Genomic DNA, 26,779 nt, shown 5'->3' with positions numbered 1-26,779 from the left:
TTGCCCCGGATTCGGTTGCGGCGCGGTTAGCGGTAGGGTGCGTCGGCTTCAAGGTTCGCGGCGATGGCCCGCTCCCACTTGTCACCATTGGCGAGCAGCTTGGCCTTGTCGTAAAGCAGCTCCTCGCGCGTTTCGGTTGCATATTCGAAGTTCGGACCCTCGACGATCGCATCTACCGGGCAGGCTTCCTGGCAGAAGCCGCAATAGATGCACTTGGTCATGTCGATGTCGTAACGTGTAGTGCGGCGGCTGCCGTCCTCGCGAGGTTCGCTCTCGATGGTAATAGCCAGCGCCGGACACACTGCCTCGCATAGCTTGCAGGCGATGCAGCGTTCCTCGCCATTGGGGTAACGGCGCAGCGCATGCTCACCGCGGAAACGCGGAGACAGCGGGTTCTTCTCGAACGGATAGTTGATCGTCACCTTGGGCTTGAAGAAATACTTCAGCGTGAGGGCATGTGCCTTCACGAATTCCCACAGGGTGAACGATTTTATGAGGTGCGCGACCGTACTCATGCGGCGGCTCCATAGTGGCCGGTGGCCATGAGCCAACCGGAAATGAGAACGACGAACAGCAGGCTGATCGGCAAAAATACCTTCCAACCCAGACGCATGAGCTGATCGTAACGATAACGCGGGACGGTCGCCATGACCCAGCTGAACATGAAGAAGAAGAAGAACGCCTTCAGCAACAGCCAGACGATGCCCGGCACGTAATAAAGCGGGGCCCAATCAATCGGCGGCAGCCATCCGCCAAAGAACAGCAGCGCGTTGAGCATGCACATCAGCAGGATGTTGGCGTATTCGCCCAGCCAGAAGAGGGCGAAGCTCATCGAGCTGTATTCGGTCTGGTAACCCGCGACGAGCTCGCTTTCGGCTTCGGTCAGGTCGAAGGGCACACGCTGCGTTTCCGCGAGGCTGGAGATGAAGAACATGACCCACATCGGGAAGAGCAACAGGTTGAAAACATAGCCGTTGACGATCCCGAAGCCGTGTCCCTTCTGCGCCATGACGATCTCGTTCAAGTTGAACGTCCCGGCATAGAGCACCACGCTGACGAGGATGAAGCCGATCGAGACTTCATAGCTGATCATTTGCGCAGCGGCGCGCATGGCGGAAAAGAACGGGTATTTCGAGTTCGAAGCCCAACCGGCCATCACCACGCCGTAAACCGACAGTGAACTGATCGCGAGGATGTAGAGGAGGCCGACGTTGATATTGGCCAGCACGGCGGTCGCGCTGAACGGAATCACCGCCCATGCCGCAAGCGCGACCGTAAAGGTGACAATCGGCGCTAGGATGAAGATGCCCTTATTCGCCGCGCTGGGGATGATGGTTTCCTGCAGAAAAACCTTCAGGCCGTCGGCAAAGCTCTGCAGCAGACCGAATGGCCCGACCACGTTGGGGCCGCGCCGCAAATTGATCGCCGCCCACACCTTGCGGTCGACATAGATGATCATGGCCACCGCCAGCATCAGCGGCAGTGCGATGAGCAGGATGCCGGAAATGGTGGCGACACCCCACGCCCATTCGTAGCTCATTCCGAGGGATTGGAAGAATTCGGTCATTCCGCAGCCTCCGCCAGTTCGCCGCCATGGAGGAGTTCTGCCGAGCAGCGATGCATCACCTCGCTGGCACGAGCGATCGGGTTGGTCAGGTAGAAATCCTTGATCGGATAAGCACTGATCGTACCCTCGGCAGTTGCCTTCTCATCCGCTTTCGGCAGCCCACCAAGATCCGCGAGACCTTCCTCCCCGAGCGAAGGAACTTCAGCAATCATTGCCGACTGCAACTGAGCGAAACTGTCGAAACCGACTTCGACCTTCAGTGCATCCGCCAGCGCGCGCAGAATTGTCCAGTCTTCGCGTGCGTCACCTGGCGCAAAGACGGCCTTTTCGGCAAATTGCACACGGCCTTCGGTGTTGACGTAGGTGCCATCCTTTTCGGCGTAACTCGCGCCTGGCAGGATAATATCCGCCGCATGCGCGCCCTTGTCGCCGTGATGGCCGATATAAACCTTGAGCGTATCGGCGAAGGGTTCGAAATCCATTTCATCCGCACCGAGGCTTATCACCACTTTGGGTTTTGCCTCGACGATATCCTTCATCCCGCCCTTTTGGGCGTAGCCGAGCATGAGACCGCCCATACGCGCAGCAGAGAAGTGCAGCACGTTGAAGCCGTTCCAGCCATCACGGACCAACTGGAACTGGTCGGCGAAGCGCAGGCCTGCTCCAAGCGCACCTTGCGCCAGGGCGGCACCGCCCATGATGATAGCCGGACGCTCGGCGGAATTGAACACTTCGGCCACTTCATCCGGAAGATCGCCCAGTACCGATAGCTCGTCGCCAAGGAATACCGCCGGATATGTCGTGTCCCAGAAGGGGCCGACGACGAAAACCTTGGCGCCGCGTTTCACCGCCTTGCGGAGGCGCACGTTCACGAGCGGCGCTTCCCAGCGAATATGGCTGCCCACGATCAGGATAGCATCGGCGGTCTCGATCCCGGCAAAGGTCGAATTGAAATTGACCGCTGCAAGGTTCGATACGTCGTAATCCATCCCCGTCTGACGCCCTTCGAGCAAGGTCGAACCGCACGCCTTGAGCAGCGCCTTGGCGGCGAACATCGTTTCGCAATCGACCATGTCTCCAGCGATCGCGGCTATGTCCTTGCCCGGCTTGGCTTTGGCGATGGCCTTAAAGGCCTCGTCCCAACTCGCCTCCTGGAGCTTCCCGCGCCCTTTTCCCGATTTCTGGCGCATGAATACCTTGTCGAGACGGCGACGCGAAAGGCCGTCTATCTGGTAGCGCGCCTTGTCCGAGATCCATTCCTCGTTGACGTCGTCGTTGATCCGCGGAAGCGCGCGCATAACTTCGCGCCCGCGACTGTCGAGGCGAATGTTCGCGCCGACGGCATCGGATACGTCGATGCTGAGCGTCTTCTTGAGCTCCCACGGACGTGCCTCGAATGCATAGGGGCGCGAAGTGAGTGCACCGACCGGACACAAGTCGATCACATTGGCAGACAGTTCGTGCTCAGCAGCCTGTTCGAGATAAGTCGTGATTTCCATGTCTTCGCCGCGACCCAGCGCGCCGATTTCGTCAACGCCGGCGATTTCTTCGCTGAAGCGCACGCACCGGGTGCAGTGGATGCAGCGGGTCATGATCGTCTTGATCAGCGGGCCCATATACTTCTCGGTCACGGCTCGCTTGTTCATCGTGTAGCGCGTCGCGCCGCGACCATAGGCGATCGACTGGTCCTGCAGATCGCATTCGCCGCCCTGATCGCAAATCGGGCAATCGAGCGGATGATTGATGAGAAGGAACTCCATCACCCCTTCCCGCGCGGTTTTGACCATCGGAGTATCCGTGCGGATTTCCTGCCCGTCCGTTGCGGGCAGCGCGCAGCTTGCCTGCGGCTTGGGCGGTCCGGGCTTTACCTCGACCAGGCACATGCGGCAGTTGCCGGCGATGCTCAGCCGCTCGTGATAGCAGAAGCGCGGAATTTCCTTGCCCGCAAGCTCGCAGGCCTGAAGTACGGTCGCGCCTTCCGGGACTTCGATTTCCTGTCCGTCTACGGTGACTTTAGGCATTCTCAGGAACCTTGAAGTTGGGCCGGAGGCATTGCCGTCAGCAGGCGATAATACGCTTCTGCGATGGCTGCTCTCACGTTTACGGGATTGATTTCGATAGACACGCCTTCGGGAAGGCACGGGCCAAAATCGGTGGCCATCTGCCGAATTGCGGCGATTTCGCCCTTTGTGCCGACCCGCGTTTCGTCCAGAAACTGGTAAGCTGTCTGCGGATGATTGGCCACATAGCAATAGGCGAATTCATGAATGGAGCGGATCTCTTCGGGCGCTTGCGACGGCAAAATCACGGCCTTGCGGATTTCTTCCTCGTCCATCAGGTTCAGCAGCCCTTCCGCCACCGAACCTCGCACATGGTTGCGGAGCATCGATGCACTGACGAAGTTGCCCATGCATCGGTTGGTGTTGCGATGAAAAAGCTCGGAAAAGGCCGCGTCTTCTTCCTTGGATCCCGGTGACGAAGTGATGAAGGTAATCGATTGATGATGTTTCGCATCGGCCAGACAAACGCCAAGGCGGCGGATCATGATCCAGTACTCGGCTTCACTCGCAGTAGTCGGGGCAGAGGAGAACCCTGAAGTTCCGGGCGATAGCTGCGCATATGCAGGCGTGGCGAATGCTAGCCCAAAGGCAAAGAGGAGAAGGAGGCGCTTCATTCCGCAGCCTCCGCGAACTGTGCGTTATGCTCTTCGATCCGCCGCTCGAGTTCCGGGCGGAAATGCCGGATGAGGCCCTGGATCGGCCAGGCGGCAGCGTCACCCAGCGCGCAGATGGTGTGTCCTTCGACCTGTTTGGTGACCTGCTGGAGCATGTCGATTTCCTCGATCGCCGCGTCGCCGGTCCGCAGGCGCTCCATCATACGCCACATCCAGCCCGTACCTTCACGGCAGGGCGTGCATTGGCCACAGGACTCGTGCTTGTAGAAATAGCTGATACGGCTGATCGCGCGGACGATGTCGGTCGACTTGTCCATGACGATTACACCCGCCGTACCGAGGCCAGAGCCGAGATCTTTCAACCCGTCGAAGTCCATCGGCGCATCCCAGATCTGCTCTGCCGGGACCAGAGGGACCGAAGAGCCGCCAGGGATCACAGCAAGCAAATTGTCCTTGCCGCCGGTGATGCCGCCGCAATGCTTCTCTATCAGTTCGCTGAATGGAATGGAGAGTGCTTCCTCGACCACGCAGGGCTTGTTCACGTGCCCGCTGATCTGGAACAGCTTGGTACCCTTGTTGTTTTCGCGCCCGAAGCTAGCGAACCAGCTTGCACCGCGACGAAGGATTGTCGGGACGACGGCAATTGATTCTACATTGTTGACTGTAGTCGGACAGCCGTAAAGGCCCGCGCCTGCCGGGAACGGAGGCTTGAGGCGGGGTTGCCCCTTCTTGCCCTCAAGGCTTTCGATCATCGCGGTTTCTTCGCCGCAGATGTAGGCGCCTGCACCGCGGTGCAGGAAAACATCGAAATCGTATCCGGATTTGGCGGCGTTCTTGCCAATCAGGCCTGCATCATAGGCCTCGTCGATAGCGGCCTGCAGCGTCTCGGCCTCGCGGATGTATTCCCCGCGAATGTAGATATAGGCCGCCCTCGCCCTCATGGCGTAACCGGAAACCAGCGCACCTTCGATCAGCTTGTGCGGATCGTGACGAATAATTTCCCTGTCTTTGCAAGAGCCTGGCTCGGATTCGTCAGCATTGATGACAAGAAAACTCGGGCGGCCGTCCTTGCTTTCCTTCGGCATGAACGACCATTTCAGGCCGGTCGGGAAGCCAGCACCGCCGCGCCCGCGAAGGCCAGAGGCCTTCACTTCCTCGATGATGTTGTCGTGCCCGCGAGCGATCAGGGCCTTGGTATCGTCCCAGTCGCCACGCTGCTGCGCTGCCTTCAGGCCCCAGTCCTGGAAGCCGTAGAGGTTGGTAAATATACGATCCTTGTCAGCAAGCATCAGAAGCCTCCCCCAAACACGAGGATTGCTGCGACAATCAGGATTGCGACCAGTGCGACTGTCTTGATGACGCCCTTCAGCACTTTCCAGGCAATCACGACCGCAAGGATCGTGAGGATGATCGTGATGATCGAGCTATCCATCACCATTCACTCCGGTAATCGTGATTTTCTTCGGTCATCTTCTCGAGCGAACTTAGCGCATTGGCTGGTTCGCTGGTGTGACGACCGGGCTCCTGCGTGCCGGTCTTCGGCTGCTTGCCTTCGGCCAGTTCATCGAGGATTTCGTCGAGACGCTCTGGCGTCAAATCTTCGTAATTGTCGTCGTTGATCTGGACCATCGGCGCGGTGGCGCAATTGCCCATGCATTCGACTTCGGTGAGGGTCCAGAGGCCGTCGTCGGAAACGCGGCCTTTCTCCATGCCGCGTTTCTTGCAAGTCTCGAACAATCCATCCGAACCGCGCAGCATGCAGGGCGTCGTGCCGCAGACCTGCACGTGGAATTTGCCCACCGGCTTGAGGTTGTACATAAAATAGAAGGTCGCAACCTCGAGCACGCGGATGACCGGCATATCGAGATAGTCGGCGACATATTCGATCACCGGCAGCGGCAGCCAGCCCTGCGTATCGGTTTCTTCGCCGACCTGTCGCTGGGCAAGATCAAGCAGCGGCATTACCGCCGAGCGCTGGCGCCCTTCGGGATAACGCGCAATCGCCTTGTCCGCCTTCGCGCGGTAGCTTTCGGTGAACTCGAAAGCACCCCAGCGCTCGCGCAGTTCTGGAGTATCGGCTGCGGGGTTACGGTCGGCCATTAGCGGTCGCACTCCCCGAACACGACGTCGATGGCACCAAGGATGGCGGTGGCATCGGGTAGCATGTGACCCTTCGACATGAAATCCATTGCTTGCAGATGGCTGAAGGCCGTCGGACGAATCTTGCAGCGATAGGGTTTGTTCGACCCGTCGCTGACCAGGTAGACGCCGAATTCGCCTTTCGGACTTTCGGTAGCCACATAAACCTCGCCCGCGGGCACGTGGAAGCCCTCGGTATAGAGCTTGAAGTGGTGGATCAGCGCTTCCATCGACTGCTTCATCTCGGCGCGCTTGGGCGGAGCAACCTTGCGGTCGTCGCTCGCGACCGGCCCTGATGGCATATCGCGCAGGCACTGCTTGATGATCTTCGCGCTTTCGTAAACTTCCTTCACGCGCACCACGAAGCGGTCGTAACAATCCGAATTGGTGCCGACTGGAATGTCGAACTCCATGCGGTCGTAGACATCGTAAGGTTGCGACTTGCGCAAGTCCCAGGGAATGCCCGCGGCACGAATCATCGGGCCGGAGAAGCCCCAGGCCACGGCATCGTCCTTGCTCACCACAGCAATATCGACGTTGCGCTGCTTGAAGATGCGATTGTCGAGCACGAGGCTCATCGCGTCTCCGAAGAGTTCGGGCAGTCGCGTGTCGAGCCATTCGCCGATATCGACGAGCAGCTTTTCGGGTACATCCTGGTGCACTCCGCCGGGGCGGAACCACGCGCTATGCATCCGGGCGCCACTCGCGCGCTCGAAGAAATTCATGCAGTCCTCGCGCAGTTCGAACACCCACAGGTTCGGAGTCATCGCGCCTACGTCCATGACGTGCGCGCCGATGTTGAGCATGTGGTTGCAGATGCGGGTCAGTTCGGCGAACAGGACGCGAAGATACTGCGCTCGCTCGGGCACCTCGACATTGAGCAGCTTTTCGATCGCGAGGACATAGCTGTGCTCCTGGCATAGCGGACTGCAGTAATCGAGCCGGTCGAAATAGGGCAGCGCTTGCAGATAGGTCTTGTGCTCTATCAGCTTTTCAGTGCCGCGATGTAACAGGCCGACATGGGGGTCGATCCGCTCGATGATTTCGCCATCCAGTTCCATGACCATGCGCAACACACCGTGCGCTGCGGGATGCTGGGGCCCGAAGTTGATCGTGTAATTGGTGATCGTTTCGTCGCCGGTGGTCGGCGATTCCTCGATGTGCAATGCACTACTCATGCGCAGATCCAGTTGCCGGAATAGTTTTGCGAATTGCCTGCCGCGTCGGTCACGACGACATTGGCCGGGCGGCTCTGGCCCTCGCCAGCAGCCGGCGCAACCTGGATGGAGAAGCCTTCGCCCGTAAACGTTGTACCCGACTTGATGCCAGCCAGACCGCCAGGTCCCGCATCCGTCATGACCAGCGTATCGCCAACGCGGACAACCGCCTTGCCGGGAAGAGTGGGTTCCTTCATTCCGGCTGCAATAATCATTTCCTGATTTCCGACCATGAAGGTGCAGCCGCCTTCGCGGGGCCCCAGATTTACCCCACCGATATCGCCAAGGCGCTGAAGCTGGGTAAGGTTCGCGTCAGAAGGAGGTGCGGCCACCGCAACGTTCGGTGCGTTTGGATCGGGCTGCGAGGGATCGAGTTGGGTCCCAGCTTCTTGCTGACCGATACGGTTCGCAAAGTCGTCGGCACTTTCCTGCACTCCTGCAGGTTCCTGCGAGCAAGCGGCGAGTGCCAAGATCGAAAGCGGCAAGATTACCAAACGCATTACTTGTCACCCTTCTTCTTGACTTGAGATTTGCTCTTCGCAGGAGCTTTTTTCCGAGCAGTCTTTTTCTTCAGAGGCTGTGTCGCAGCTGCTGTATCTTTGGCTTTGCCTTTGCGCTTGGCACGATCCGGCTGATCTTCGGTAGGCGCAGGAGCAGGAATGCCCTCGCCCGCATCCTCTTCGGCCGGGGCACCTGCACTGACCTTATCGGCTGCCTTTTCGTCGGTGTCCTTACCCGCTCCGGTATCGGAGGGCTTCTCCGTGACTTTGGGATCATCGACCGGTGATGTACTTGCCTTCTCGTCACCCGGAAGGACGTAATCCGCACCTTCCCATGGGCTCATGAAATCGAACTGGCGGAGATCCTGGGCAAGTTCGACGGGTTCGTAGACAACGCGCTTTTCGTCTTCGGAATAGCGCAGCTCTACATAGCCAGTGAGGGGGAAGTCCTTGCGGAAGGGGTGCCCCTCGAAGCCGTAATCAGTCAGGATGCGGCGCAGGTCGGTATTTCCATCGAACAATACGCCATACATGTCGAACACTTCGCGTTCGAGCCAGCCCGCATTCGGCCACAGAGTCGTGACGGTCGGCACCGGCGTATCTTCAGATGCAGTGCACTTGACCATGATGCGGCTGTTCTGCGTCAGGCTCAAGAGCATGTAGACAACCTCGAACCGTTCCGCACGGCCCGGATAGTCGACCCCGGCAATTTCCATCAACTGCTGGTAGTCATGAGCATCACGCAGGATACGCAGGGCATCTTCGACCGAGGCGCGATGCACCGTGAGCAGGAGCTCGCCATGCTCCTCATGAGCCTCGACAAGATGTTCCCCGAGCGCACCCGAAAGCGTGCTGGTCAGCCCGTCGATCTGGGTAAAGCGGGGCGCGGAATGAAGTGTAGCCATCGCCTGTTCCCTCAACGCTCGATCGTACCGACGCGGCGAATCTTCCGCTGCAACTGCATCACTCCATAGAGCAGCGCTTCGGCGGTCGGCGGACAGCCAGGAACATAGATGTCGACTGGTACGATCCGGTCGCAGCCGCGCACAACACTGTAGCTATAGTGGTAATAGCCACCGCCATTGGCACAGCTGCCCATCGATATGACGTACTTAGGCTCTGACATCTGGTCATAGACCTTGCGCAGTGCGGGTGCCATCTTGTTGCACAACGTACCGGCAACGATCATCACGTCGCTCTGGCGCGGGGACGCGCGCGGGGCGACGCCGAAACGCTCCATGTCGTAACGCGGCATGTTGACGTGAATCATCTCGACAGCACAGCAAGCGAGGCCGAAGGTCATCCACCACAGCGAGCCTGTGCGGGCCCACTGGAACAGGTCTTCGGTCGAAGTAACAAGGAAGCCCTTGTCATTCACTTCGGTCTGGAGCGCATTGAAATAATCCGCATCGGGCTGGCGCACTTCGCCGGGCCTTGCTGCAGGAGTGAGGGTCTGGGGGGTGTTCATGTCGTTACTCCCACTCCAGCGCGCCGACTTTCCAGGCGTAGGCGAAGCCGACGATCAGTTCGCCGAGGAATACCATCATGGTGATCCAGCCCGGCCAACCGGTCAGGTCGAGACTGACCGCCCAGGGAAAGAGGAAAGCCGCTTCGAGGTCGAAGATGATGAAGAGGATAGCAACGAGATAGAAACGCACATCAAATTGGCTGCGCGGATCCTCGAATGCGGGAAAGCCGCACTCGTACTCGCTGTACTTCTCCGCCGTTGGCTGGTGCGCCCCGGTCAGGCGCGAGACACCCATCGGCAGGAATACGAACAGGGCTGAAAGTCCCGCCGCTATAAACAGGAAGATCAGGATCGGAAGATATTGTTCGAGGTCGACCACGTATGATTCCGTCTGGGTGATGTTTGCGGGCCCGCCTCTAGGCCTCTCGCCAGAATGGTGCAAGGGCCAGACAGGCAGAGATTCGGGCGATTGTCACCTTGGCGATTGAATGCCTGTTAACATGTTGCCAACATGGCTGAATGAGGGATTCTTGCGAAGGGGGTAATTCCGGATGATCAAACAAGCTGTTTCGGGCGCTGCGCTGGCCGCGTCGCTGCTTCTCGCAGCACCGCTCGCCGCAAAAAACATCACTGCCGATGTATCCCAGATTGCGGAATTGCTGCACGAAGAAGGCTATCGCGCCACAATCGAGGGAGAAGGTGGCGATCACCATATTATGACCGGCATGGCAGGCTATAATTTCCTGATCCTGCCCTTCGACTGCGAGGAGGATGGTACGGGCTGCAAGTCAGTCCAGTTCTATACCGCGTTCACACCGGAGACGAAGCCGACGCTGGAGGAGATGAATAGCTATGCAGCGGAGAACCGCTTCGGCCGCATCTATCTCGATAAAGACCGCGATCCGGTAATCGAGATGGACGTGGATCTCGAAGCCGGAGGCATGTCGAAGGAGCTCTTCATGGACAACCTCGCCTATTGGGAGGCAATCATGGTTGGCTTCGCCGAATTTGCATATAGCAAGGACGCCGATTGAGCCGGAAGCGCGTCGCTCTATTGTATTTTCAAGGAAACGATGCGGCTGGCCGCGGACGATCCCTATTTCATCATCGTTTTCACCACCTTCCGGGTTGCAGGCCCATAGGGAGGCTTGAACCCGCCCAGCTTTGCCACGTCGATGCTGGGCTGGGTATAAACGCTTCGCGCATGGCTGAATTCACGGAAACCCTCCACGCCGTGGTAACTGCCCATGCCGCTTGCGCCGACGCCGCCGAACGGTAGGTCTTCCATCGAGACGTGGAAGATCACATCGTTGACCGTCACGCCGCCGCTGATAGTCCGGGTGAGCACCTTTTCGCGTTCGCCCTTGTCTTCACCAAAATAGTAGAGACCCAACGGGCGGTCGTTCTCGTTAACATAATCGATCGCCTCGTCGATCTGACGGTAGGTTTTGACTGGCAGGACTGGTCCGAAGATTTCCTCCTGCATTGCCTTCATATCATCGGTCACTCCCTTGAGGATGGTGAGCGGCATCTTGCGCGCATTGCTGGTGCCGAAACCCTCATTGCCAGGATTGACTTCGATCACCTCGGCGCCCTTGTCGCGTGCATCGGCAACCATGTCCTGCAACCGGTCGAAGTGACGGTCGGAAACAAGGCTGGCATAGTCGTCATTCTCGAGCAGGCTCGGGTACATTTTGGCCGTGCCTTGCCACACGCCATGTATCGCCTCGTCCTGCCTGCTTTCGGGGACGTACATGTAATCGGGCGCAAGGCAGATCTGGCCCGCATTCATCATCTTCCCCAAAGCGATCCGCTCGCCCGCCTTGGCGAAATCGGCACTTTCGCCAAGGAAGACAGGGCTCTTGCCGCCGAGTTCCAACGTAACGGGCACGAGGTGCTTCGACGCGGCTTCCATCACCTTGCGACCTGTAGCTGTCGAACCTGTGAAGACCAGATGATCGAAGGGCAATTCGGAGAACGCTGCGGCAACTTCCGGTCCACCGGTGAAGACGGCGCATTCGTCGGGCGTGAAGTATTCCGCGATCAGTTCCTGCATCATCAGGCTGGTCTTGGCAGTGAATTCGCTCGGCTTGATCATCGCCCGATTACCCGCGGCGAAAACCTGCATCAATGGGCCAAAGGTAAGATTGACCGGGAAATTCCATGGGCTGAGAATGCCGATCACACCTTTCGGCTCGTAACGCAGTTCCGCTTTCGCGCCTAATAAACCAAGCGGGAACTGCACGCTGCGCCGCTCGGGCTTCGACCATTTGTTGACATGTTTCAGGCAGTATTTGCCGAAATTCACCGTGCCCGCGATATCGGTAATCATCGATTGCATCGGAGAGCGGTTGCCGAAATCGCCGCTCATCACCTTGCACAGATCGTCGCCGTGTTCCTTGAGGAGCTTCATCGCGCGCTCTATGCGGCTCTTGCGAGCTTCGATCGGTTCGGGGCGCGCTGCGGTGAACACCGCGCGCTGCTTGCGTAGGACGTCTTCCATCTCGAGCTTGCGATCGTCCGCCATCATATTCTCCCCGGGTCTATGTTGCGCTGCAGCAGCACAAGTCCTATCTCGAGTGGCAGATATTCCAGACAACAAGGACCAGCACAAGCATGAGCCAGTTCAGCGCAAACGATCCCGTCGTCATCCTGTCCTACGCACGTACCCCGATGGGCAGCATGCAGGGCGCCCTCTCCGATGCATCCGCGACGGATCTTGGCGCCACGGCGGTAAAGGCTGCGGTCGAGCGTTCTGGAGTGCCAGTCGACAAGTTCGACCGCACTTACATGGGCTGCGTTCTTCCGGCCGGTCTCGGTCAGGCCCCTGCCCGCCAGGCTTCGATCAAGGCCGGTCTGCCCAAGTCGGTACAGGCGACCACGGTCAACAAGGTTTGCGGCAGCGGCATGCAGACGGTCATCATGGGTGCAGAGGCGCTCGCCAGCGGGACGATCGACTATGTCGTCGCAGGCGGTATGGAGAGCATGACCAACGCGCCCTACCTCCTGAAGAAGCATCGCAGCGGCGCGCGTATCGGCCATGACACGACCTACGACCACATGTTCCTAGACGGTCTCGAAGACGCTTACGAGGAAGGACGGGCTATGGGTAGTTTCGCCCAACGCACCGCCGACGAATACCAGATGACGCGCGAGGAAATGGACGAGTATTCTATCGAATCTCTGCGTCGGGCAAATGCCGCAATCGAAAGCGGCGCCTTTGCGAGCGAGGTAGTGCCGGTCACCGTTTCGACCCGCAAGGGCGAGGTGACGGTCGACACGGATGAGGCTCCCGGTCGTGGCAATCCCGACAAGATCCCGCAACTGCGCCCCGCCTTTGCCAAGGACGGCACCATCACGGCTGCCACCTCCTCGTCGATCTCGGACGGTGCGGCGGCGGTAGTTCTGACCCGCGAAAGCGTTGCTAAGGAGAACGGCCAGCAACCAGTCGCAAGGATCGTGGCCATGTCGGCGCATGCGCAGGAACCGGCGCAATTTACCGTCGCTCCGATCGGCGCAATCCAGAAGGTGCTGGATCAGGCTGGCTGGAAAGCGGACGATGTCGACCTGTGGGAAGTCAACGAAGCCTTCGCCTGTGTCGCCATGTTCGCCATGCGGGACATCGGCATCCCGCATGACAAGATCAACGTAAACGGCGGCGGCACTGCACTCGGCCATCCTATCGGTGCCAGCGGCGCGCGTATCATCGTTACGTTGCTCAACGCGCTCAAGAGCCAGGGTAAGAAGAAGGGCGTGGCCAGCCTGTGCATCGGTGGCGGCGAAGCCACCGCAGTGGCCGTGGAAATCGTCTAGGCTTGGCGCGTAGGACACGGACGCGATTGTCCGCTCTCGCGTAACTCTCTGAAATTCCGAAAGGGGCGGCTTACAGTCGCCCTTTTTCAATCCGTGCGACTGAAATTTTCAGGGTTCCCCGGCGCCCCAGAGGCTCTCCTGACGAACCCAGCCTTCACGTTCGCCGACAGTGAATTCGCACCATCCGTCATCGCAATCGCCCAGCCTTCCTACCACGCCCGGCTCCAATCGCCACTTCACCTTCGAAGCCTCATCATCATCTTCGTGCATGGCTGCAGGACTTTTCCCGATCACAAGTGCCCCCCGATCCGGATCGAGTAGTCGTGCTGCCACCCAGCCACGGGCCCCATCGGGATCCTCGATCAACCGCCATCCTTCCATCACGCGGATCACCTTCACCGGTAGTCCCCTGCGCCGGTAGACCCAATCGATCTTGTAATCGGCGCTCGGCCCGACACGCATGTTGATCTCGTCGGCCCGGAGGCTTGCCCAATATGGAACTTCGCGATCCTGTGCTTGGGCCGATGTGGCCAACATAAGTGCCGACAGGGCAAGAATTAAACGAACTATCATGCCCTCCCCCAATACCGGGAGCCTCACTCGCTCACAAGCATTGCTTGACCCTTCCAATGCGGAAAGCGTAGCGAGTTGGATTGCATGGTAACGACATCGACATCCGCATCCGATCCCGAGAAACGTCTCAACCGGAAACCGCGTGTCGTGGTGACCCGGCGCCTCGGGCCATCCGTCGAGGACCGCATGAGCGAATTGTTCGACGTGCGCACCAATGCGTCCGATATGCCGCTGACCCGTGACCAATTGCTGGAAGCGATGCAGGATTGCGACGTACTTGTGCCAACCGTTACCGACCGCATCGACGGGGAGATGATTTCGCAGGCTGGCGAGAATCTAGGCCTGATCGCCAATTTCGGTGCCGGTACGGAGCATATCGATCTGGACGCCGCCGCAAGGGCGAAGATCATGGTAACGAATACCCCGGGCGTCTTTACCGACGATACGGCCGATCTGACTATGGCCGGTATCATCGGTGTGCCGCGCAGAATCCGTGAAGGCGTGCAACTGATCCGCAGCGGCGAATGGACCGGATGGGCGCCTACCGCCATGCTTGGCCGCAAGCTCGGCGGTAAGACCCTGGGCATCGTGGGCATGGGGCGGATTGGTCAGGCGGTTGCGCACAGGGCACGGGCGTTCGGGCTCGAAATTGCCTATCATAACCGCAAGCGCCTGCCCGAGGCGATCGAACGCATGTTCGCTGCAAGCTGGGTCGAAGATCTCGATGATCTCGTCGCGCAGGCGGATATCCTTACGCTGCACTGTCCGGCCACCCCCGGAAACCATCACCTGATCGACGAACGACGTCTATCGCTGATGAAACAGGGTGCGAGCCTCATCAACACTGCGCGCGGCGACCTGGTCGACCAGGAAGCGCTTATCGCGGCGCTCGAAAGCGGCCATCTCGCCGGAGCCGGACTAGATGTGTATCCGGACGAGCCGAATGTCGACGAACGCTTGATCCGGCATCCGAATGTGATGACCCTCCCCCATATCGGGAGCGCTACTCGTGAAGGCCGGGAGGATTCGGGGCACAAGGTCATCGCGAACATTCGTATGTGGGCCGATGGACACCGACCACCGGACCAGGTGCTTAGCGGTCTCGGCTGACGGCTCTTGCTCCCCGCGCGCCATGCTGTAAGCGATTGCCGTCATGGATGAATTCGCCTCGAAAATCGAAGCACTCGAGCATTTGTGGATGCGAAGCTGGGTGCAGCGTGATCGCAACCAGATGAAAGCTTTGGCCGCGCGGGATTTCATTTTCCTGTTGGGCTCGAGAAGCCCCGCGATCCTCGACCGCGCGAGCTGGCTGGAAGCAGCGACCACGCGTTTTCGCTGTTCTGGTTATCGCTTTGACGAAGTCTACGTCCGCCGCCACGGACCCACCGCGGTTTTCGCGACCCGCATGACGCTCGACGCAACCATGGGCGATCACGAATGGTCGGGCGAAACCTGGCTGATGGACTTGTGGCAGAAATCGAAGGTCAGGCGCAAATGGCGGATCGTCGAGCGTACTTTATCCCGGCCAGATACGGACGAAAAAATGCCCGATGCTATCAGGTCGATGCAATTGTGGCGTTAAACCCGGCCTTAGTTTGAGCTCGCTCCGTGTCCGAGGCCAGCGCCGCTCACAGATTGTCGTGTTGCGGCATGCCCAGAACGTGGAAGCCGCCATCCACGCGGATAATCTCGCCGGTCGTGCAGGCCCCAGCGTCCGAACAAAGGTAGACTGCCGTGCCGCCCACCGCCTCCAGCGTGGCGTTGGCGCGTAGCGGCGCGTTGGCCTCGGTATGCTTGAAGGTTTTGCGCGCACCGCCGATGGCCGAGCCGGCCAGCGTTTTCATCGGCCCGGGGCTGATCGCGTTGACGCGAATGCCTTCAGGCCCAAGGTCGTTGGCCAGATAACGTACCGCCGATTCAAGCGCCGCCTTGGCCACGCCCATCACATTGTAATTCGGCGCTACGCGGTTGGAGCCCATGTAGCTCAGTGTCAGCACCGTGCCGCCATGTTCCACCATCATCGGATGGGCGCGGCGGGAGATTTCGATCAGGCTGTAGGCGGAAATATCCAGGGAATTCCTGAAATTCGCCCGCGAGGTGTCGAGAATGCGGCCCGTCAGTTCCGACTTATCGGAATAGGCGATGGCGTGGATCACGAAATCCAGCCTACCCCATCGATCCTGCAAGGCACCGAAAGCAGCGTCGAGCGAGGCATCGTCGGTGACATTCACATCGAGCAGGAAATCCGAACCAACACTCTTGGCAAGCGGTTCCACCCGCTTCTGGAACGCGTCGCCCTGATAGGAAAAAGCGAGCTCAGCGCCTGCGTCGGAACAAGCCTTGGCGATCCCCCAGGCGATTGACCGATCATTGGCCACACCCATCACAAGACCGCGTTTTCCTGCCAGAACGCCCATTCTCAATCTACCTTAACTATAGTGATCACAACCTTGATTTCACCCGTGAAATTTCGACAGCAGCATTGAACCATTAGTGCCGCCAAATCCGAAGGAATTGGTCATCACCGTATCGAGTCCGGCATCCGCGACCATCTCGGTCGCGATTTCTTCCGGTTTCAGTGCCGGATCGAGTGTTTCGACATTGATCGAAGGAATGATGAAATCATGCTCCAGTGCCAGCAGGCAGTAGATCGCCTCCTGTGCGCCAGTAGCCCCCTGGCTGTGTCCGGTCATAGACTTGGTCGAACTAACCGGCGGGATCGCACCTTCGCCAAATACCCGGCGCACCGCCTCTATCTCGCCTACATCGCCCACGGGCGTCGAGGTGCCATGCGCGTTGATATAGCTCACCTTGCGATCCTCGCCGAGCGTGCGAAGCGCGCCGCGCATGGCACGCTCCCCGCCCTCGCCCGAAGGAGCAACCATGTCAGCCCCGTCCGACGTAGCGCCGAAACCGGTAACTTCGGCGTAGATTTTCGCGCCGCGTGCCTGAGCATGCTCGAGGCTTTCCAGAACCACAATGGCACCGCCACCGCTGATCACGAAGCCATCCCTGTCCGCATCGAAAGCGCGCGAGGCACGTTCTGGCGTGTCATTATATTTGCTCGACATCGCGCCCATGGCATCGAACAGGCACGACAGCGTCCAGTCCAGTTCTTCGCCACCGCCGCCGAACATCACGTCCTGGTTACCCATCGCAATCTGTTGTGCCGCCATGCCGATGCAATGCAGCGAGGTGGAACAGGCCGAAGTAATGGAAAAGTTCATGCCCTTGATCTGATAGGCCGTGGCAAGGTTGGCACTCACGGTGGAAGACATGCACTTGGGCACAGCAAACGGTCCGATGCGCTTGGTCGCGCCAGTCTTCAGCACCGTCTGGTGGGCCGCAAGCATAGCCGAGGTGGAGGGGCCGCCCGATCCGGCGATAAGGCCGGTCATCGGGTTGATGACGTCCTTTTCCTCCAGCCCGGCATCGGCAATGGCCTGCTCCATGGCAATATGGGCGTAGGCCGCACCGGGCCCCATGAAGCGCAGGGTGCGCTTGTCCACATGCTCGGAAACGTCGAGGTCGACCGCCCCAGCAATCTGCGAGCGGAAGCCATGTTCGGCCATTTCTTCGTTGAAGGTGATGCCGGATTTGCCCGTTTTCAGCGCGGCCAGCACTTCGGCGGCATTATTGCCAATCGAGGAGACGATCCCCAGACCGGTTACGACGACTCGACGCATGTTATCCTCTCACGCCTCTGACAAGGCGACTTTCATATCTTTGACTTGATAGATGACTTCGCCATCGGCCTCTACACGGCCGTCGGCCACACCCATCGTCAAGCGACGGGTTTGAATCGCCTTGGTGAAATCCACGTAATAAGTGAGCATCTTGCGGTCGGGCCGCACCATGCCCGTCAGCTTGACCTCACCGACACCGAGCGCATAGCCGCGCCCTTCCCAGCCACGCCAGCCCAGGTTGAAGCCGGTAAGCTGCCACAGCCCATCCAGGCCAAGACAGCCAGGCATGATCGGATTGCCGGGGAAATGGCATTCGAAGAACCACAGGTCCGGCTTGATGTCGAATTCCGCGACCACATGGCCCTTGCCATGGGGGCCGCCATCGCCGGAAATATCGGTAATCCGGTCCATCATCAGCATCGGCGGCTCGGGCAATTGTGCGTTGCCAGGACCGAATAACTCGCCCCGCGCGCACTTCAGCAGATCGTCACGGTCAAAACTGGTCGGGAAATTTGCCATCCCAGACGGTACTCCTCACCTTTGCGTACTATTTGAGGCTGCGCCTAGCACCCCGTCCTGACACTGAAAAGGGCGCAGGAAATTTCGTTTGATTGGCAGCGCCTGAGTTGGCGAAAGAGGCTTTCGGGCAGGGTATGTCAGGTGTTGGGACAAGCAGTGATCGCTTCAGGGTCGGGACGCGTTTCGGCGCGTTCGAAGCGTGCGAAATACCCGTTAAGATCGGGACGCTCGACGAACTCCACGAGCTTGAATCCCACCTGTTCGAACTCGCAAAACAGCAGCTTCGGCGCAATGCCGTGCTGATCGGTAGGTCGATCGATATCGACCACAATGACCTGCCCTTCGCTTCGCAAGGCAGGCCACATGCGCCAGAGGAACTCGTAAGGCTGGCCAATCTCGTGATACATGTGGACCATGAAGATGCGGTCGAAGCTGTTGTCGGGCAGTTTAGGATCAGCAAGTTCGCCACGACGGATCGAGACATTGTCCAGCCTGTAGCGTTCGACGCGGCGGCCGAGGCGATCCAGGGCCCTCTGGTCGATATCCTGCGCAAGCACACGACCATCGGCACCGACCCGGTCGGCCAGGCGAACAGTATAGTAGCCGTTGCCCGCACCGATATCAGCCACGGTCATGCCTGGCGTGATTTCGGCAAGGTCCATGACTGTCTGGGCCTCTCCGCGGCTATCGCGCTGATCCTCGGTAGAAAACTGGTTGGATCCAATCTCCGACACTGGCCGATCAGGTTCGGGAAACAGCGGTTCGTCTTCCGGCTGCTCCACACACGCCGACGCCAGCAGCGAAGCAAGAAACAGGAACGGCACACGCCGCGTCACTCGGTATCCTCCACCTCGATCTTCTCGCCTGTCACGCGCTGGGCGAGCGCAGCCGAAATGAAAGGGTCGAGCGCGCCGTCGAGCACATCGTCGGGAGTGGGCGACTGTACTCCGGTCCGCAGGTCCTTGACCATCTGATAGGGCTGAAGAACATAGCTGCGGATCTGGTGCCCCCACCCGATCTCGCTTTTCTCCTGATACTCGCCCGATGCCGCAGCCTCGCGCTCTGCCATCTCGCGCTCGAATAGCCGCGCCTTGAGCATGTTCATGGCCGTAGCCTTGTTCTTGTGCTGGCTGCGATCGTTCTGGCTCGCGACGACGATGCCGGTAGGCTGGTGCGTTATGCGCACGGCAGAATCGGTCGTGTTGACGTGCTGTCCGCCTGCGCCGGACGCGCGGTAGGTATCGATCTTGAGGTCGGAAGGATTGATCTCGATATCGATATCGTCGTCGATCACAGGATAGACCCAGACCGAACTGAAGCTGGTGTGACGACGGGCCGAACTGTCATATGGGCTGATGCGGACGAGGCGGTGCACGCCGCTTTCGGTCTTTGCATAGCCATAGGCATTCTCTCCCTTGAGAAGCAGAGTCGCGCTTTTGATCCCGGCCTGATCGCCGGCCTGGTATTCGACCGTCTCTACCTTGAAACCGCGACGCTCCGCCCAGCGGCCATACATCCGGAAGAGCATCTCCGCCCAGTCCTGACTCTCGGTACCACCGGCGCCGGCGTGGATTTCGATGTAGGTATCGTTGCCGTCGGCCTCTCCCGACAGCAGGGCCTGTACCTTGTCGCGGTCGGCACGATCCGCCAGCGCTGCGAGGCTCGTGAGGCCATCCTTGACCACCTCGTCGTCGCCCTCGGCATCGCCCATCTCGACGAACTCGATGGCATCGCCCATTTCGCTTTCGATCTCACGGACCGTATTGATCGCGGTTTCGAGACGCTTTTGTTCCTGGGTGATGGCCTGAGCCTTTTTCGGATCATCCCAAAGGGTGGGATCCTGCACGCGCGCGTCCAGCTCGTCCAGGCGACGAAGTGCACGCTCCCAATCCAGCGACTGGCGTACGAGAGCAAGTGCAGCTTCGATACGGTCGATATAGGCCTGCCCTTCGGCACGCATAATCCAATTCCTCAAACGATTAGTCCGCCCACCTAGCGCTCGGACGACGATTGTAAAGTTAGGTCTAGAGCCAGCTAGTAAATGCCGCCCTGATCCTCGACGAAGTCAGAGGGCTGTTCGAACCGCCCTTCGGTGCGGCTTCCGCGCACGCCCTCTCGCGCTCGGCGGATGAGGTCAAGAATCTCGCTACGACGGGCAGCCAGTTCATCGGATCGGGTAGAACGCGCTGGCTCGGTATCGGGTTTGAACGCCTCCCAAATAACCGCGGCCGTCGGATCGTTACTCGGCGATCCGTCGAATACGCGTTTGCCGGTACGCCGGTCGATCTTGACCATTCGGATGCCGGGCGGTGCGATAAAATCATCCGAAGTCCAGCGCTCACGCGTCTGTTCGATGAACTGTTTCATGATTGGCGCAGCGGTATTGCCGCCCTGTACCCATCCACCAAGATTGCGAGGCTGGTCGAAGCCTACATACATGCCGGCGATAATATCGGGTGTGCCGCCTACGAACCAAGCGTTGGTCGGGCCATTTGTAGTCCCCGTCTTTCCGAAAAGCGGCAGTTCGAGGCTGCGCAGACGAACGGCTGTGCCGCGGGTCACTACGCCCTGCAGCATATGCACCACCTGAAAAGCCGTGCGCGGGTCCAGCACCTGTCTTCCGCCCGGCTCGAAGCGAGGCATCGGTTGTCCGTCCCACTCGTCCATGTTGCAACTTACGCATTCGCGATTGTCACTTCGATAAATGACCTTGCCGCGCCGGTCCTGCACATAATCGATGACCGATCCCTCATGCTGGCGGCCCCAATTGGCGAGCGCAGCATAGCCATTGACCATTTTTGCAACGGTCGTGTCGCCAGCTCCCAGTGCGAAGGAATAATAAGGCTCGTAATCACCGATGCCGAGCCGCTTGATCGTCTCTGTGACATTCTGCATGCCGGTGTCGTCGGCAATATGAACCGTCATCAGATTCCGGCTCTGTTCAAGGCCCCAGCGCATGGTGTGTTCACCGCCACCACCGCCACCGAAATTCCGGAAGCATTTTTCACCGAGGTTGGCACCTTGCCAGACGCAGAAGGTCTGGTCGGGCACCATAGTGGCAGGAGTCATACCGTGATCCAGGGCAGCTGCGTAAACGAAAGGCTTGATCGTCGAGCCTGGCTGGCGCAGCGCCTGCGTCGCACGGTTGAAGCTGCCGAGACGACTGTCGAAACCACCCTGCATAGCCAGAATTCGCCCTGTCTTGGGCGACGCGGCAAGAAACGCACCCGACACTTCCGGCACACCCCTTATCCGATAGCCGCTGTCTGATTCCTCTACGGCGACGACATCGCCGATTTTTATAGAGGATGGGGCACCCGATAGATCGTGATCCTCGCCGTTGGTCAGGCCGATCTTGGGCGAGGAGCCGGTTTCGGTGACAACACCGATGCGCCAGTTCTCGTAATTGATCGAAATGTTGGAGGAAAGAAGCTGTCCGTGCAGGTCACCATTGTCCGGATTGAGTGTCGCGATCGGGCCGGTGTACCCACGGTTACCGTGATAACGCAGAAGCTGCGCGCGCAACGCGTCACGGGCAGCGTCCTGCAATTCGACGTCCAGCGAGGTACGTACCCATAGCCCGCCTGCATAGACACTGTTCGACCCGTCATCTGCAGTTTCCCCGAACCGGTCGATCAACTGGCGGCGAACTTCTTCCAGAAAATAGCCTGCGTCCGCAGAGCGTTCAGTGCGCTGCTGTACCAGACCGAGAGGCTGTCGCTTGGCTGCTTCTGCTTCCGCCGAGGTTATGAAATCATTCGCAACCATCTGACCGAGAACGAAATTTCGACGCTCGATCGCCAGATCCTCGTAGCGTGCTCGACCATAGCGCTCAGGCGCTTTGGGAAGAATGGCAAGAAACGCGGTTTCATGCAGATCCAGATCGTCGACGTCCTTGTCGAAATAGGCGCGGGCTGCGGCCTGAACACCAAAGCTGCGGCGACCGAGCGGGATTTCATTCAAATAGAGCTCAAGAATCTCCTGCTTGGTCAGAACCTGTTCAATGCGCTGTGCGAGAATCATTTCCTTGAGCTTGCGGGTGACCGAATATTCGTCTCCCAAGAGAAGGTTCTTCGCCACTTGCTGGGTGATGGTCGATCCGCCCACGGCTCGCTCGCCGGAACCGAATTTCGTGGCGTAATCGGCCACGGCGTTCAGCGTTCCCGTGAAATCGACCCCGCCATGACTGAAAAAGGTCTTGTCCTCGGCCGAAAGGAAAGCCTCGATCATCTGTTGCGGGAAATCGACGTATTGCAGCTGCACGCGCCTCTCGCGTGCATAGGAGTGCACAATCTCGCCATCCACGCCGCGGACTACTGTGGGCAGCGGTGTCTCATATTCGAGCAGCGAGTCGGCTTCCGGCAAATTTCGCGCAAGCGAAGCCCAGGCTAGCACCAGGAAAATGAGACCGATGCCGATGAGATAGGTGAGCACACGCAGGCGCCGACTTTCATGCCAATTATCGCGCATCCATGCGAGAAAACGCGCAGGATCACCCGTCAGGCGCTGTCGGACATATTCCAGTTTGGGAATGGCAACCATAATTGCGGTCGGCCTTAGCACGCGCTTTCTGGACAATGCCAGAACAAGAATCTCGCCCTGCGATCAATTGTCCTCTTGGCGTGCCAGGTAAGCTCCAATCGCTCGAGCCATAACCTCAGCGAAAGCAAGTCGTCCCTCTTCGGAAGCGAGGCGCATTGTGTCGCCCTCGTTGGAAATGAAGCCGCTTTCGTAGAGCACGGAAGGAACGTCCGGAGCGCGCAGGACGGCCAGCCAAGCCGAACGTCGCGCCTGCGGATGAAACTGGATAATGCCCTGCCCTTCCCGCTCGATCAGCGATGCGAACAGGTTCGATTGCTCCTGGGTTCGTCTCTGCGAAAGTTCAACGAGGATATCGCTGACCCCCTCATCCTGCCGTGACAGGTCCACACCATCGAGCGTGTCGGAAGCATTCTCGCGTTGGGCGAACAGGGCTGCGGCTCGGCTCGAAGCTTCCAGCGACAACGTATAGATGCTCGCTCCTGCGACCTCATTCTGGCTGCCCGCACTATCGGCATGGAGCGACAGGAATAGATCCGCATCGAGACGCTGAGCTATGCGGTACCGTTCTTCATGAAGCAGATAGGTGTCGTTATCCCGTGTGAGCGCAACCCTGGCTATGCCTCTGTCCTCCACCTCGTCGCGCAAAGCTCGTGCCAACTCCAGGACGAGATCCTTCTCCACATAGCCGCGAGCCGATGCTCCCGGATCATGACCGCCGTGCCCTGCATCGATAACGATTAAAGGCAGCGAGGAGGCACCCTTGATCTCAGGCAAGTCTACAGGGCTATTTCCACGCGGCAATTCAATGCGAGCTACGAACCCTGCACCGTGCCCGACGACACCTGCACCCCACGCAAGCATCACCAGCCCTCCGATCAAGGCAAGAGGCAACAGCGTGATCGCTAAAAGCGGGAATGGGCCTTTCATTGTAGGCCTATGGTTAGGGGTGAAGGCACGAACGGCGCAATATAGTTGCCGAGTGATACCCACGGTGCTAGCGAACAGGTACTCGGAAAATCCGTGCCTCCGATCGGCGCGCTCCATTCGCGACGAAGAGGGTCACTCTCCCGAGGATGCCGTCGCCATTCCGGCCGCGGCTTCGATAGTACAGGTTGATGCAGGACACGCTTCTCTCCCTTCCGGCCGACAGTATGCAGGCGGTTCACCGTCTTGCCGTGCCGTGGATACGGACGGGCCGTAAATCGGTTCAGGGCGGCCTCGCAGACACGAATCACCAGCTTCTCGCCCATGCGACTTGCTGGCTTCCAAATGCCGCAAACCCTTCGGGGGAAAGCGGATTTCCTACAATAAGGCGCAGCAGGTTTGGCGGGAGTAGCCCGCCCCGCAGCGCATGGAGAATTATCAATGGCAACGCGCATGTTAATCGACGCGCGCCACCAGGAAGAAACCCGGGTGGCGGTCCTCAAGGGAAACCGGATTGAGGAATTCGATTTCGAATCCGCCGACAAACGGCAGATCAAGGGCAACATCTATCTGGCGAAGGTTACACGGGTAGAACCGTCTCTTCAGGCAGCCTTCGTCGACTTTGGCGGCAACCGACACGGTTTTCTCGCCTTCAGCGAAATCCATCCTGATTATTACCAGATTCCGAAGGAAGATCGTGAAGCCCTGCTGGCAGCGGAAGCTGAGGTCGCCGAGGAAGAACAGCGTCTGCGCGCCGAAGAAGAAGAGCGGGGCGAAATGCCCGGTGACGAATACGACGCCGATGACGAAAGCTCCGAAGCCCTTGCTGAAGATCTCGCCGAAGACGGTCTCGAAGAGGTAGATACCTCCGACAAGGACGATGTCGCTACGATCGAGGAAGGTCAGCTCGACCGGGACGAGGACGAAGAAGACGAAAGCGACGAGGACGAAAACGGAGGTCGCTCGAAGGATCGTGGGCGCCGTGGTCGTGGACGCCGTCAGGGCAAAGGGCGGAGCCGCGCCCAGGAAGTCGACGAAGCGCGCGCGAAACGCATGGCACTGCGCCGCAAGTACAAGATCCAGGACGTCATCCAGCGCCGCCAGGTTCTGTTGGTGCAGGTCGTAAAGGAAGAGCGCGGAAACAAGGGCGCAGCTCTAACCACCTATCTCAGCCTGGCCGGCCGCTATACCGTGCTGATGCCGAATAGCAGCCATGGCGGGGGCATTAGCCGAAAGATCAATTCGGCGAGCGACCGGAAGCGCCTGAAGCAGGTGGTAAGCGATCTCAAGCTGCCCAAAACCATGGGCTTGATCGTGCGCACTGCCGGTCTTTCCCGCACAAAGACCGAAATCAAGCGCGACTTCGATTATCTTGCCCGGCTTTGGGACGAGATTCGCGAGAATACCCTTGCGTCCGCCGCCCCTGCCCTGATCCATTCGGATAGCGACCTGATCAAGCGGGCTATACGAGACATCTATAATCGAGAAATCGAGGAAGTCGTCGTCGAGGGCGAAGAAGGCTACAAGTCGGCCAAGGCTTTCATGAAAATGCTCATGCCCAGCCATGCCCGGCGCGTGAAGCAATACGCCGACCCCGTACCGCTGTTCCAGCGCTACGGCGCCGAAGACCAGCTCAAGGCGATGTACGACCCGGTGGTCCAGCTCAAGTCGGGCGGTTACCTCGTGATCAACCCAACTGAAGCACTGGTTTCCATCGACATCAACTCCGGTCGCTCCACCAAGGAGCATAATATCGAACAGACCGCGCTTTCGACCAATCTGGAAGCGGCCAAGGAAATCGCCCGGCAGTTGCGCCTGCGCGACATGGCCGGCCTGGTGGTCATCGACTTTATCGACCAGGAGCATCATTCGAACACTCGCAAGGTCGAGCGGGCTATGAAGGACGCGCTCAAGAACGACAGGGCGCGGATCCAGGTGGGACGCATCTCCAGTTTCGGATTGATGGAAATGAGCCGTCAGCGCTTGCGCACTGGAGTGCTTGAAGCGACCACGCGTGAGTGCCCACATTGCGACGGTACTGGCCTTGTTCGTACCGCGAGTTCTGCAGGCTTGTCGGCGCTGCGCCTAATCGAAGAAGAGGCAGCCAAGGGCAAAGGCACGAAAATCCGCCTTGCCGCCAGCACCGAAGCGGCGGTCTATCTGCTCAACGAAAAGCGCGCGGAACTCGTTGAGATCGAAGACCGCTATGGCGTCATAGTGGAAGTGGTTCCAGAAGGTGAAGACGAAGGCGCAAAGATGAGCGTCTCGAGCCATGGGCCGAAGCCAAAAGACACACCGAAATTTGAAGCCCTCGTAGAGGACGACGTCATTGAAAGTGACGACGCGGACGAAGACGATGATGTCGATAGCTCCGACATAGAAGATAGCGAAGATGATCGGCCACGCAGAAAGCGTCGTCGGCGTCGTGGTGGCCGAGGTCGCAACAAGGATCGCGATCAGAGCGACGAGTCCGGTGAATCCGAAAGCGACACCGACCAGGAAGGTGATTCCGAAAACGAAAACTCGGACGATAAGCCGAAAAAGCGTCGTCGCCGTGGTGGCCGCCGCCGGGGCGGCCGAGGTCGGGGCGAGAACGGTAACAACGAGCAGAAGTCAGACGGCCCTGAGAAGCTTGAGGAAGTTTCCGAGCAGGTGGCCGACGATATGGCTGTAGTCGCGGGCCCCGACGATGCTCCGCAAGCTGCCGAGGAAAAGCCCAAGAAACGTGCTCCACGGCGCAAGAAGAAGGTCGTTGAACCTACCGAACAAGAGGCTGATGAAGCCAAGACCGAAGAACCGGCGGCAGAGAAGCCCAAGCGCACTCGCAAGAAAAAGGCTGATAGCGAAGCTGTAGATGAGGTCGCGGAAGAGACTCCGAAGCCCAAGCGCACGCGTAGGAAAAAGGCTGAAGTCGAAAACGAAGCACAAGCGGACGCTGCCGAGGCAGTGGTAGAAAAGCCCAAGCGTACTCGTCGCAAGAAAGCGCAAGAAAAGTCGGATGATACGCAGACTGCCGGCAAATCCAAAGCCGAGGATTCCGTATCTACACCCACTCCGAGCGCACCGCCAAAGGTCGAAGACAACGCCGAGCCCAAGGAGACTGCCGCGCCGAAACGCGGTTGGTGGCAACGCACCTTCGGCGAATGACAAACGTTTC

26 protein-coding genes are annotated in these 26,779 nt (G+C 59.1%); 5 read left to right on the top strand and 21 right to left on the bottom strand.

All coding sequences use genetic code 11. The features are described from left to right. Positions 1-26: 26 nt before the first annotated feature. The 12 genes from nuoI to ndhC are packed head-to-tail and all read right to left on the bottom strand — an operon-like array spanning position 27 to position 9,944. Positions 27-515, bottom strand: a complete 489-nt coding sequence (gene nuoI / locus K3180_RS08555; RefSeq protein WP_221539952.1) for an NADH-quinone oxidoreductase subunit NuoI — start codon at positions 513-515, stop codon at positions 27-29. Further along, complete coding sequence (gene nuoH, locus K3180_RS08550) at positions 512-1,567, bottom strand: NADH-quinone oxidoreductase subunit NuoH (protein ID WP_221539949.1); 1,056 nt, start codon at positions 1,565-1,567, stop codon at positions 512-514. The genes nuoI and nuoH overlap by 4 nt, the downstream gene beginning before the upstream one ends. After that, positions 1,564-3,588, bottom strand: a complete 2,025-nt coding sequence (gene nuoG, locus K3180_RS08545; RefSeq protein WP_221539947.1) for an NADH-quinone oxidoreductase subunit NuoG — start codon at positions 3,586-3,588, stop codon at positions 1,564-1,566. The genes nuoH and nuoG overlap by 4 nt, the downstream gene beginning before the upstream one ends. 2 nt (positions 3,589-3,590) lie before the next feature. Further along, positions 3,591-4,241, bottom strand: coding sequence for a hypothetical protein (locus tag K3180_RS08540; protein ID WP_221539945.1), 651 nt, complete (start codon positions 4,239-4,241; stop codon positions 3,591-3,593). Further along, positions 4,238-5,530, bottom strand: coding sequence for an NADH-quinone oxidoreductase subunit NuoF (gene nuoF, locus K3180_RS08535; RefSeq protein WP_221539943.1), 1,293 nt, complete (start codon positions 5,528-5,530; stop codon positions 4,238-4,240). The genes K3180_RS08540 and nuoF overlap by 4 nt, the downstream gene beginning before the upstream one ends. Next, complete coding sequence (locus K3180_RS08530; RefSeq protein ID WP_221539941.1) at positions 5,530-5,673, bottom strand: hypothetical protein; 144 nt, start codon at positions 5,671-5,673, stop codon at positions 5,530-5,532. Before K3180_RS08530 ends, nuoF begins: the two co-directional genes overlap by 1 nt. Further along, positions 5,673-6,341 (bottom strand): NADH-quinone oxidoreductase subunit NuoE, encoded by a 669-nt coding sequence (gene nuoE / locus K3180_RS08525; protein WP_221539939.1) that lies wholly within the window; start codon positions 6,339-6,341, stop codon positions 5,673-5,675. The genes K3180_RS08530 and nuoE overlap by 1 nt, the downstream gene beginning before the upstream one ends. Beyond that, positions 6,341-7,558, bottom strand: a complete 1,218-nt coding sequence (locus tag K3180_RS08520) for an NADH-quinone oxidoreductase subunit D (protein ID WP_221539937.1) — start codon at positions 7,556-7,558, stop codon at positions 6,341-6,343. The genes nuoE and K3180_RS08520 overlap by 1 nt, the downstream gene beginning before the upstream one ends. Beyond that, a complete protein-coding gene (locus tag K3180_RS08515) occupies positions 7,555-8,097 on the bottom strand; it encodes a hypothetical protein (RefSeq protein WP_221539935.1) in 543 nt (180 codons plus the stop codon). Before K3180_RS08515 ends, K3180_RS08520 begins: the two co-directional genes overlap by 4 nt. Then, positions 8,097-9,002: an NADH-quinone oxidoreductase subunit C gene (locus K3180_RS08510; protein WP_221539933.1), complete on the bottom strand. Its 906-nt coding sequence runs from the start codon at positions 9,000-9,002 to the stop codon at positions 8,097-8,099. The genes K3180_RS08515 and K3180_RS08510 overlap by 1 nt, the downstream gene beginning before the upstream one ends. Positions 9,003-9,013: 11 nt before the next feature. Then, positions 9,014-9,565, bottom strand: coding sequence for a NuoB/complex I 20 kDa subunit family protein (locus tag K3180_RS08505; protein WP_221539931.1), 552 nt, complete (start codon positions 9,563-9,565; stop codon positions 9,014-9,016). 4 nt (positions 9,566-9,569) lie between these two features. Next, positions 9,570-9,944 (bottom strand): NADH-quinone oxidoreductase subunit A, encoded by a 375-nt coding sequence (gene ndhC, locus K3180_RS08500; RefSeq protein ID WP_221539930.1) that lies wholly within the window; start codon positions 9,942-9,944, stop codon positions 9,570-9,572. A gap of 172 nt (positions 9,945-10,116) precedes the next feature. On the opposite strand from ndhC, the gene K3180_RS08495 reads away from it, so the two are divergent. Continuing rightward, positions 10,117-10,599: a YbjN domain-containing protein gene (locus K3180_RS08495; RefSeq protein ID WP_221539928.1), complete on the top strand. Its 483-nt coding sequence runs from the start codon at positions 10,117-10,119 to the stop codon at positions 10,597-10,599. A 62-nt stretch (positions 10,600-10,661) separates the two neighbouring features. Here the strand turns inward: K3180_RS08495 and K3180_RS08490 are convergent, their stop codons facing one another. Then, positions 10,662-12,092, bottom strand: coding sequence for a coniferyl aldehyde dehydrogenase (locus K3180_RS08490; protein WP_221540037.1), 1,431 nt, complete (start codon positions 12,090-12,092; stop codon positions 10,662-10,664). 89 nt (positions 12,093-12,181) lie between these two features. Here K3180_RS08490 and K3180_RS08485 point away from each other — a divergent pair, with 89 nt between their 5' ends. Continuing rightward, positions 12,182-13,378 carry a thiolase family protein gene (locus K3180_RS08485; protein ID WP_221539927.1) on the top strand — a complete coding sequence of 399 codons (1,197 nt, stop codon included), beginning with the start codon at positions 12,182-12,184 and terminating at the stop codon, positions 13,376-13,378. A 108-nt stretch (positions 13,379-13,486) separates the two neighbouring features. Here the strand turns inward: K3180_RS08485 and K3180_RS08480 are convergent, their stop codons facing one another. Next, positions 13,487-13,951, bottom strand: coding sequence for an SH3 domain-containing protein (locus tag K3180_RS08480; protein ID WP_221539926.1), 465 nt, complete (start codon positions 13,949-13,951; stop codon positions 13,487-13,489). Between the two features lie 84 nt (positions 13,952-14,035). Here K3180_RS08480 and K3180_RS08475 point away from each other — a divergent pair, with 84 nt between their 5' ends. Further along, positions 14,036-15,061: a 2-hydroxyacid dehydrogenase gene (locus K3180_RS08475; protein ID WP_221539925.1), complete on the top strand. Its 1,026-nt coding sequence runs from the start codon at positions 14,036-14,038 to the stop codon at positions 15,059-15,061. Between the two features lie 43 nt (positions 15,062-15,104). Next, positions 15,105-15,533 (top strand): nuclear transport factor 2 family protein, encoded by a 429-nt coding sequence (locus K3180_RS08470; protein WP_221539924.1) that lies wholly within the window; start codon positions 15,105-15,107, stop codon positions 15,531-15,533. Positions 15,534-15,579: 46 nt separating this feature from the next. On the opposite strand, the gene K3180_RS08465 is transcribed toward K3180_RS08470, so the two are convergent. The 7 genes from K3180_RS08465 to K3180_RS08435 form a co-directional block, all read right to left on the bottom strand. Beyond that, positions 15,580-16,368, bottom strand: coding sequence for an enoyl-ACP reductase FabI (locus K3180_RS08465; protein WP_247710428.1), 789 nt, complete (start codon positions 16,366-16,368; stop codon positions 15,580-15,582). Positions 16,369-16,407: 39 nt separating this feature from the next. Continuing rightward, positions 16,408-17,637: a beta-ketoacyl-ACP synthase I gene (gene fabB, locus K3180_RS08460; protein ID WP_221539923.1), complete on the bottom strand. Its 1,230-nt coding sequence runs from the start codon at positions 17,635-17,637 to the stop codon at positions 16,408-16,410. 9 nt (positions 17,638-17,646) lie between these two features. Then, positions 17,647-18,156 (bottom strand): bifunctional 3-hydroxydecanoyl-ACP dehydratase/trans-2-decenoyl-ACP isomerase, encoded by a 510-nt coding sequence (gene fabA / locus K3180_RS08455; RefSeq protein ID WP_221539922.1) that lies wholly within the window; start codon positions 18,154-18,156, stop codon positions 17,647-17,649. A gap of 137 nt (positions 18,157-18,293) precedes the next feature. Then, a complete protein-coding gene (locus K3180_RS08450) occupies positions 18,294-18,992 on the bottom strand; it encodes a class I SAM-dependent methyltransferase (protein WP_221539921.1) in 699 nt (232 codons plus the stop codon). Further along, positions 18,989-20,116, bottom strand: coding sequence for a peptide chain release factor 2 (gene prfB, locus K3180_RS08445; protein WP_221539920.1), 1,128 nt, complete (start codon positions 20,114-20,116; stop codon positions 18,989-18,991). The genes K3180_RS08450 and prfB overlap by 4 nt, the downstream gene beginning before the upstream one ends. Before the next feature lie 74 nt (positions 20,117-20,190). Further along, positions 20,191-22,698, bottom strand: coding sequence for a penicillin-binding protein 1A (locus K3180_RS08440; RefSeq protein ID WP_221539919.1), 2,508 nt, complete (start codon positions 22,696-22,698; stop codon positions 20,191-20,193). 63 nt (positions 22,699-22,761) lie between these two features. Continuing rightward, positions 22,762-23,472, bottom strand: coding sequence for an N-acetylmuramoyl-L-alanine amidase family protein (locus K3180_RS08435; RefSeq protein ID WP_345719451.1), 711 nt, complete (start codon positions 23,470-23,472; stop codon positions 22,762-22,764). 591 nt (positions 23,473-24,063) lie between these two features. On the opposite strand from K3180_RS08435, the gene K3180_RS08430 reads away from it, so the two are divergent. Further along, on the top strand, positions 24,064-26,769 hold the full coding sequence (locus tag K3180_RS08430) for an Rne/Rng family ribonuclease (protein ID WP_221539914.1): 2,706 nt from the start codon (positions 24,064-24,066) through the stop codon (positions 26,767-26,769). Positions 26,770-26,779 lie beyond the last annotated feature (10 nt).

It is taken from the genome of Qipengyuania huizhouensis (assembly GCF_019711635.1).
Classification (GTDB): domain Bacteria; phylum Pseudomonadota; class Alphaproteobacteria; order Sphingomonadales; family Sphingomonadaceae; genus Qipengyuania; species Qipengyuania huizhouensis.
The sequence above is the reverse complement of the archived record's forward strand: the minus strand, read 5'-3'. Positions and strand labels throughout refer to the sequence as shown.

What these genes read in the sequence shown, in the direction of transcription:
- nuoI (WP_221539952.1), bottom strand. Translation starts at nt 515, where the DNA reads ATGAGTACGGTCGCGCACCTCATAAAATCGTTCACCCTGTGGGAATTC.
- nuoH (WP_221539949.1), bottom strand. Translation starts at nt 1,567, where the DNA reads ATGACCGAATTCTTCCAATCCCTCGGAATGAGCTACGAATGGGCGTGG.
- nuoG (WP_221539947.1), bottom strand. Translation starts at nt 3,588, where the DNA reads ATGCCTAAAGTCACCGTAGACGGACAGGAAATCGAAGTCCCGGAAGGC.
- K3180_RS08540 (WP_221539945.1), bottom strand. Translation starts at nt 4,241, where the DNA reads ATGAAGCGCCTCCTTCTCCTCTTTGCCTTTGGGCTAGCATTCGCCACG.
- nuoF (WP_221539943.1), bottom strand. Translation starts at nt 5,530, where the DNA reads ATGCTTGCTGACAAGGATCGTATATTTACCAACCTCTACGGCTTCCAG.
- K3180_RS08530 (WP_221539941.1), bottom strand. Translation starts at nt 5,673, where the DNA reads ATGGATAGCTCGATCATCACGATCATCCTCACGATCCTTGCGGTCGTG.
- nuoE (WP_221539939.1), bottom strand. Translation starts at nt 6,341, where the DNA reads ATGGCCGACCGTAACCCCGCAGCCGATACTCCAGAACTGCGCGAGCGC.
- K3180_RS08520 (WP_221539937.1), bottom strand. Translation starts at nt 7,558, where the DNA reads ATGAGTAGTGCATTGCACATCGAGGAATCGCCGACCACCGGCGACGAA.
- K3180_RS08515 (WP_221539935.1), bottom strand. Translation starts at nt 8,097, where the DNA reads ATGCGTTTGGTAATCTTGCCGCTTTCGATCTTGGCACTCGCCGCTTGC.
- K3180_RS08510 (WP_221539933.1), bottom strand. Translation starts at nt 9,002, where the DNA reads ATGGCTACACTTCATTCCGCGCCCCGCTTTACCCAGATCGACGGGCTG.
- K3180_RS08505 (WP_221539931.1), bottom strand. Translation starts at nt 9,565, where the DNA reads ATGAACACCCCCCAGACCCTCACTCCTGCAGCAAGGCCCGGCGAAGTG.
- K3180_RS08495 (WP_221539928.1), top strand. Translation starts at nt 10,117, where the DNA reads ATGATCAAACAAGCTGTTTCGGGCGCTGCGCTGGCCGCGTCGCTGCTT.
- K3180_RS08490 (WP_221540037.1), bottom strand. Translation starts at nt 12,092, where the DNA reads ATGGCGGACGATCGCAAGCTCGAGATGGAAGACGTCCTACGCAAGCAG.
- K3180_RS08485 (WP_221539927.1), top strand. Translation starts at nt 12,182, where the DNA reads ATGAGCCAGTTCAGCGCAAACGATCCCGTCGTCATCCTGTCCTACGCA.
- K3180_RS08480 (WP_221539926.1), bottom strand. Translation starts at nt 13,951, where the DNA reads ATGATAGTTCGTTTAATTCTTGCCCTGTCGGCACTTATGTTGGCCACA.
- K3180_RS08475 (WP_221539925.1), top strand. Translation starts at nt 14,036, where the DNA reads ATGGTAACGACATCGACATCCGCATCCGATCCCGAGAAACGTCTCAAC.
- K3180_RS08470 (WP_221539924.1), top strand. Translation starts at nt 15,105, where the DNA reads ATGGATGAATTCGCCTCGAAAATCGAAGCACTCGAGCATTTGTGGATG.
- K3180_RS08465 (WP_247710428.1), bottom strand. Translation starts at nt 16,368, where the DNA reads ATGGGCGTTCTGGCAGGAAAACGCGGTCTTGTGATGGGTGTGGCCAAT.
- fabB (WP_221539923.1), bottom strand. Translation starts at nt 17,637, where the DNA reads ATGCGTCGAGTCGTCGTAACCGGTCTGGGGATCGTCTCCTCGATTGGC.
- fabA (WP_221539922.1), bottom strand. Translation starts at nt 18,156, where the DNA reads ATGGCAAATTTCCCGACCAGTTTTGACCGTGACGATCTGCTGAAGTGC.
- prfB (WP_221539920.1), bottom strand. Translation starts at nt 20,116, where the DNA reads ATGCGTGCCGAAGGGCAGGCCTATATCGACCGTATCGAAGCTGCACTT.
- K3180_RS08440 (WP_221539919.1), bottom strand. Translation starts at nt 22,698, where the DNA reads ATGGTTGCCATTCCCAAACTGGAATATGTCCGACAGCGCCTGACGGGT.
- K3180_RS08430 (WP_221539914.1), top strand. Translation starts at nt 24,064, where the DNA reads ATGGCAACGCGCATGTTAATCGACGCGCGCCACCAGGAAGAAACCCGG.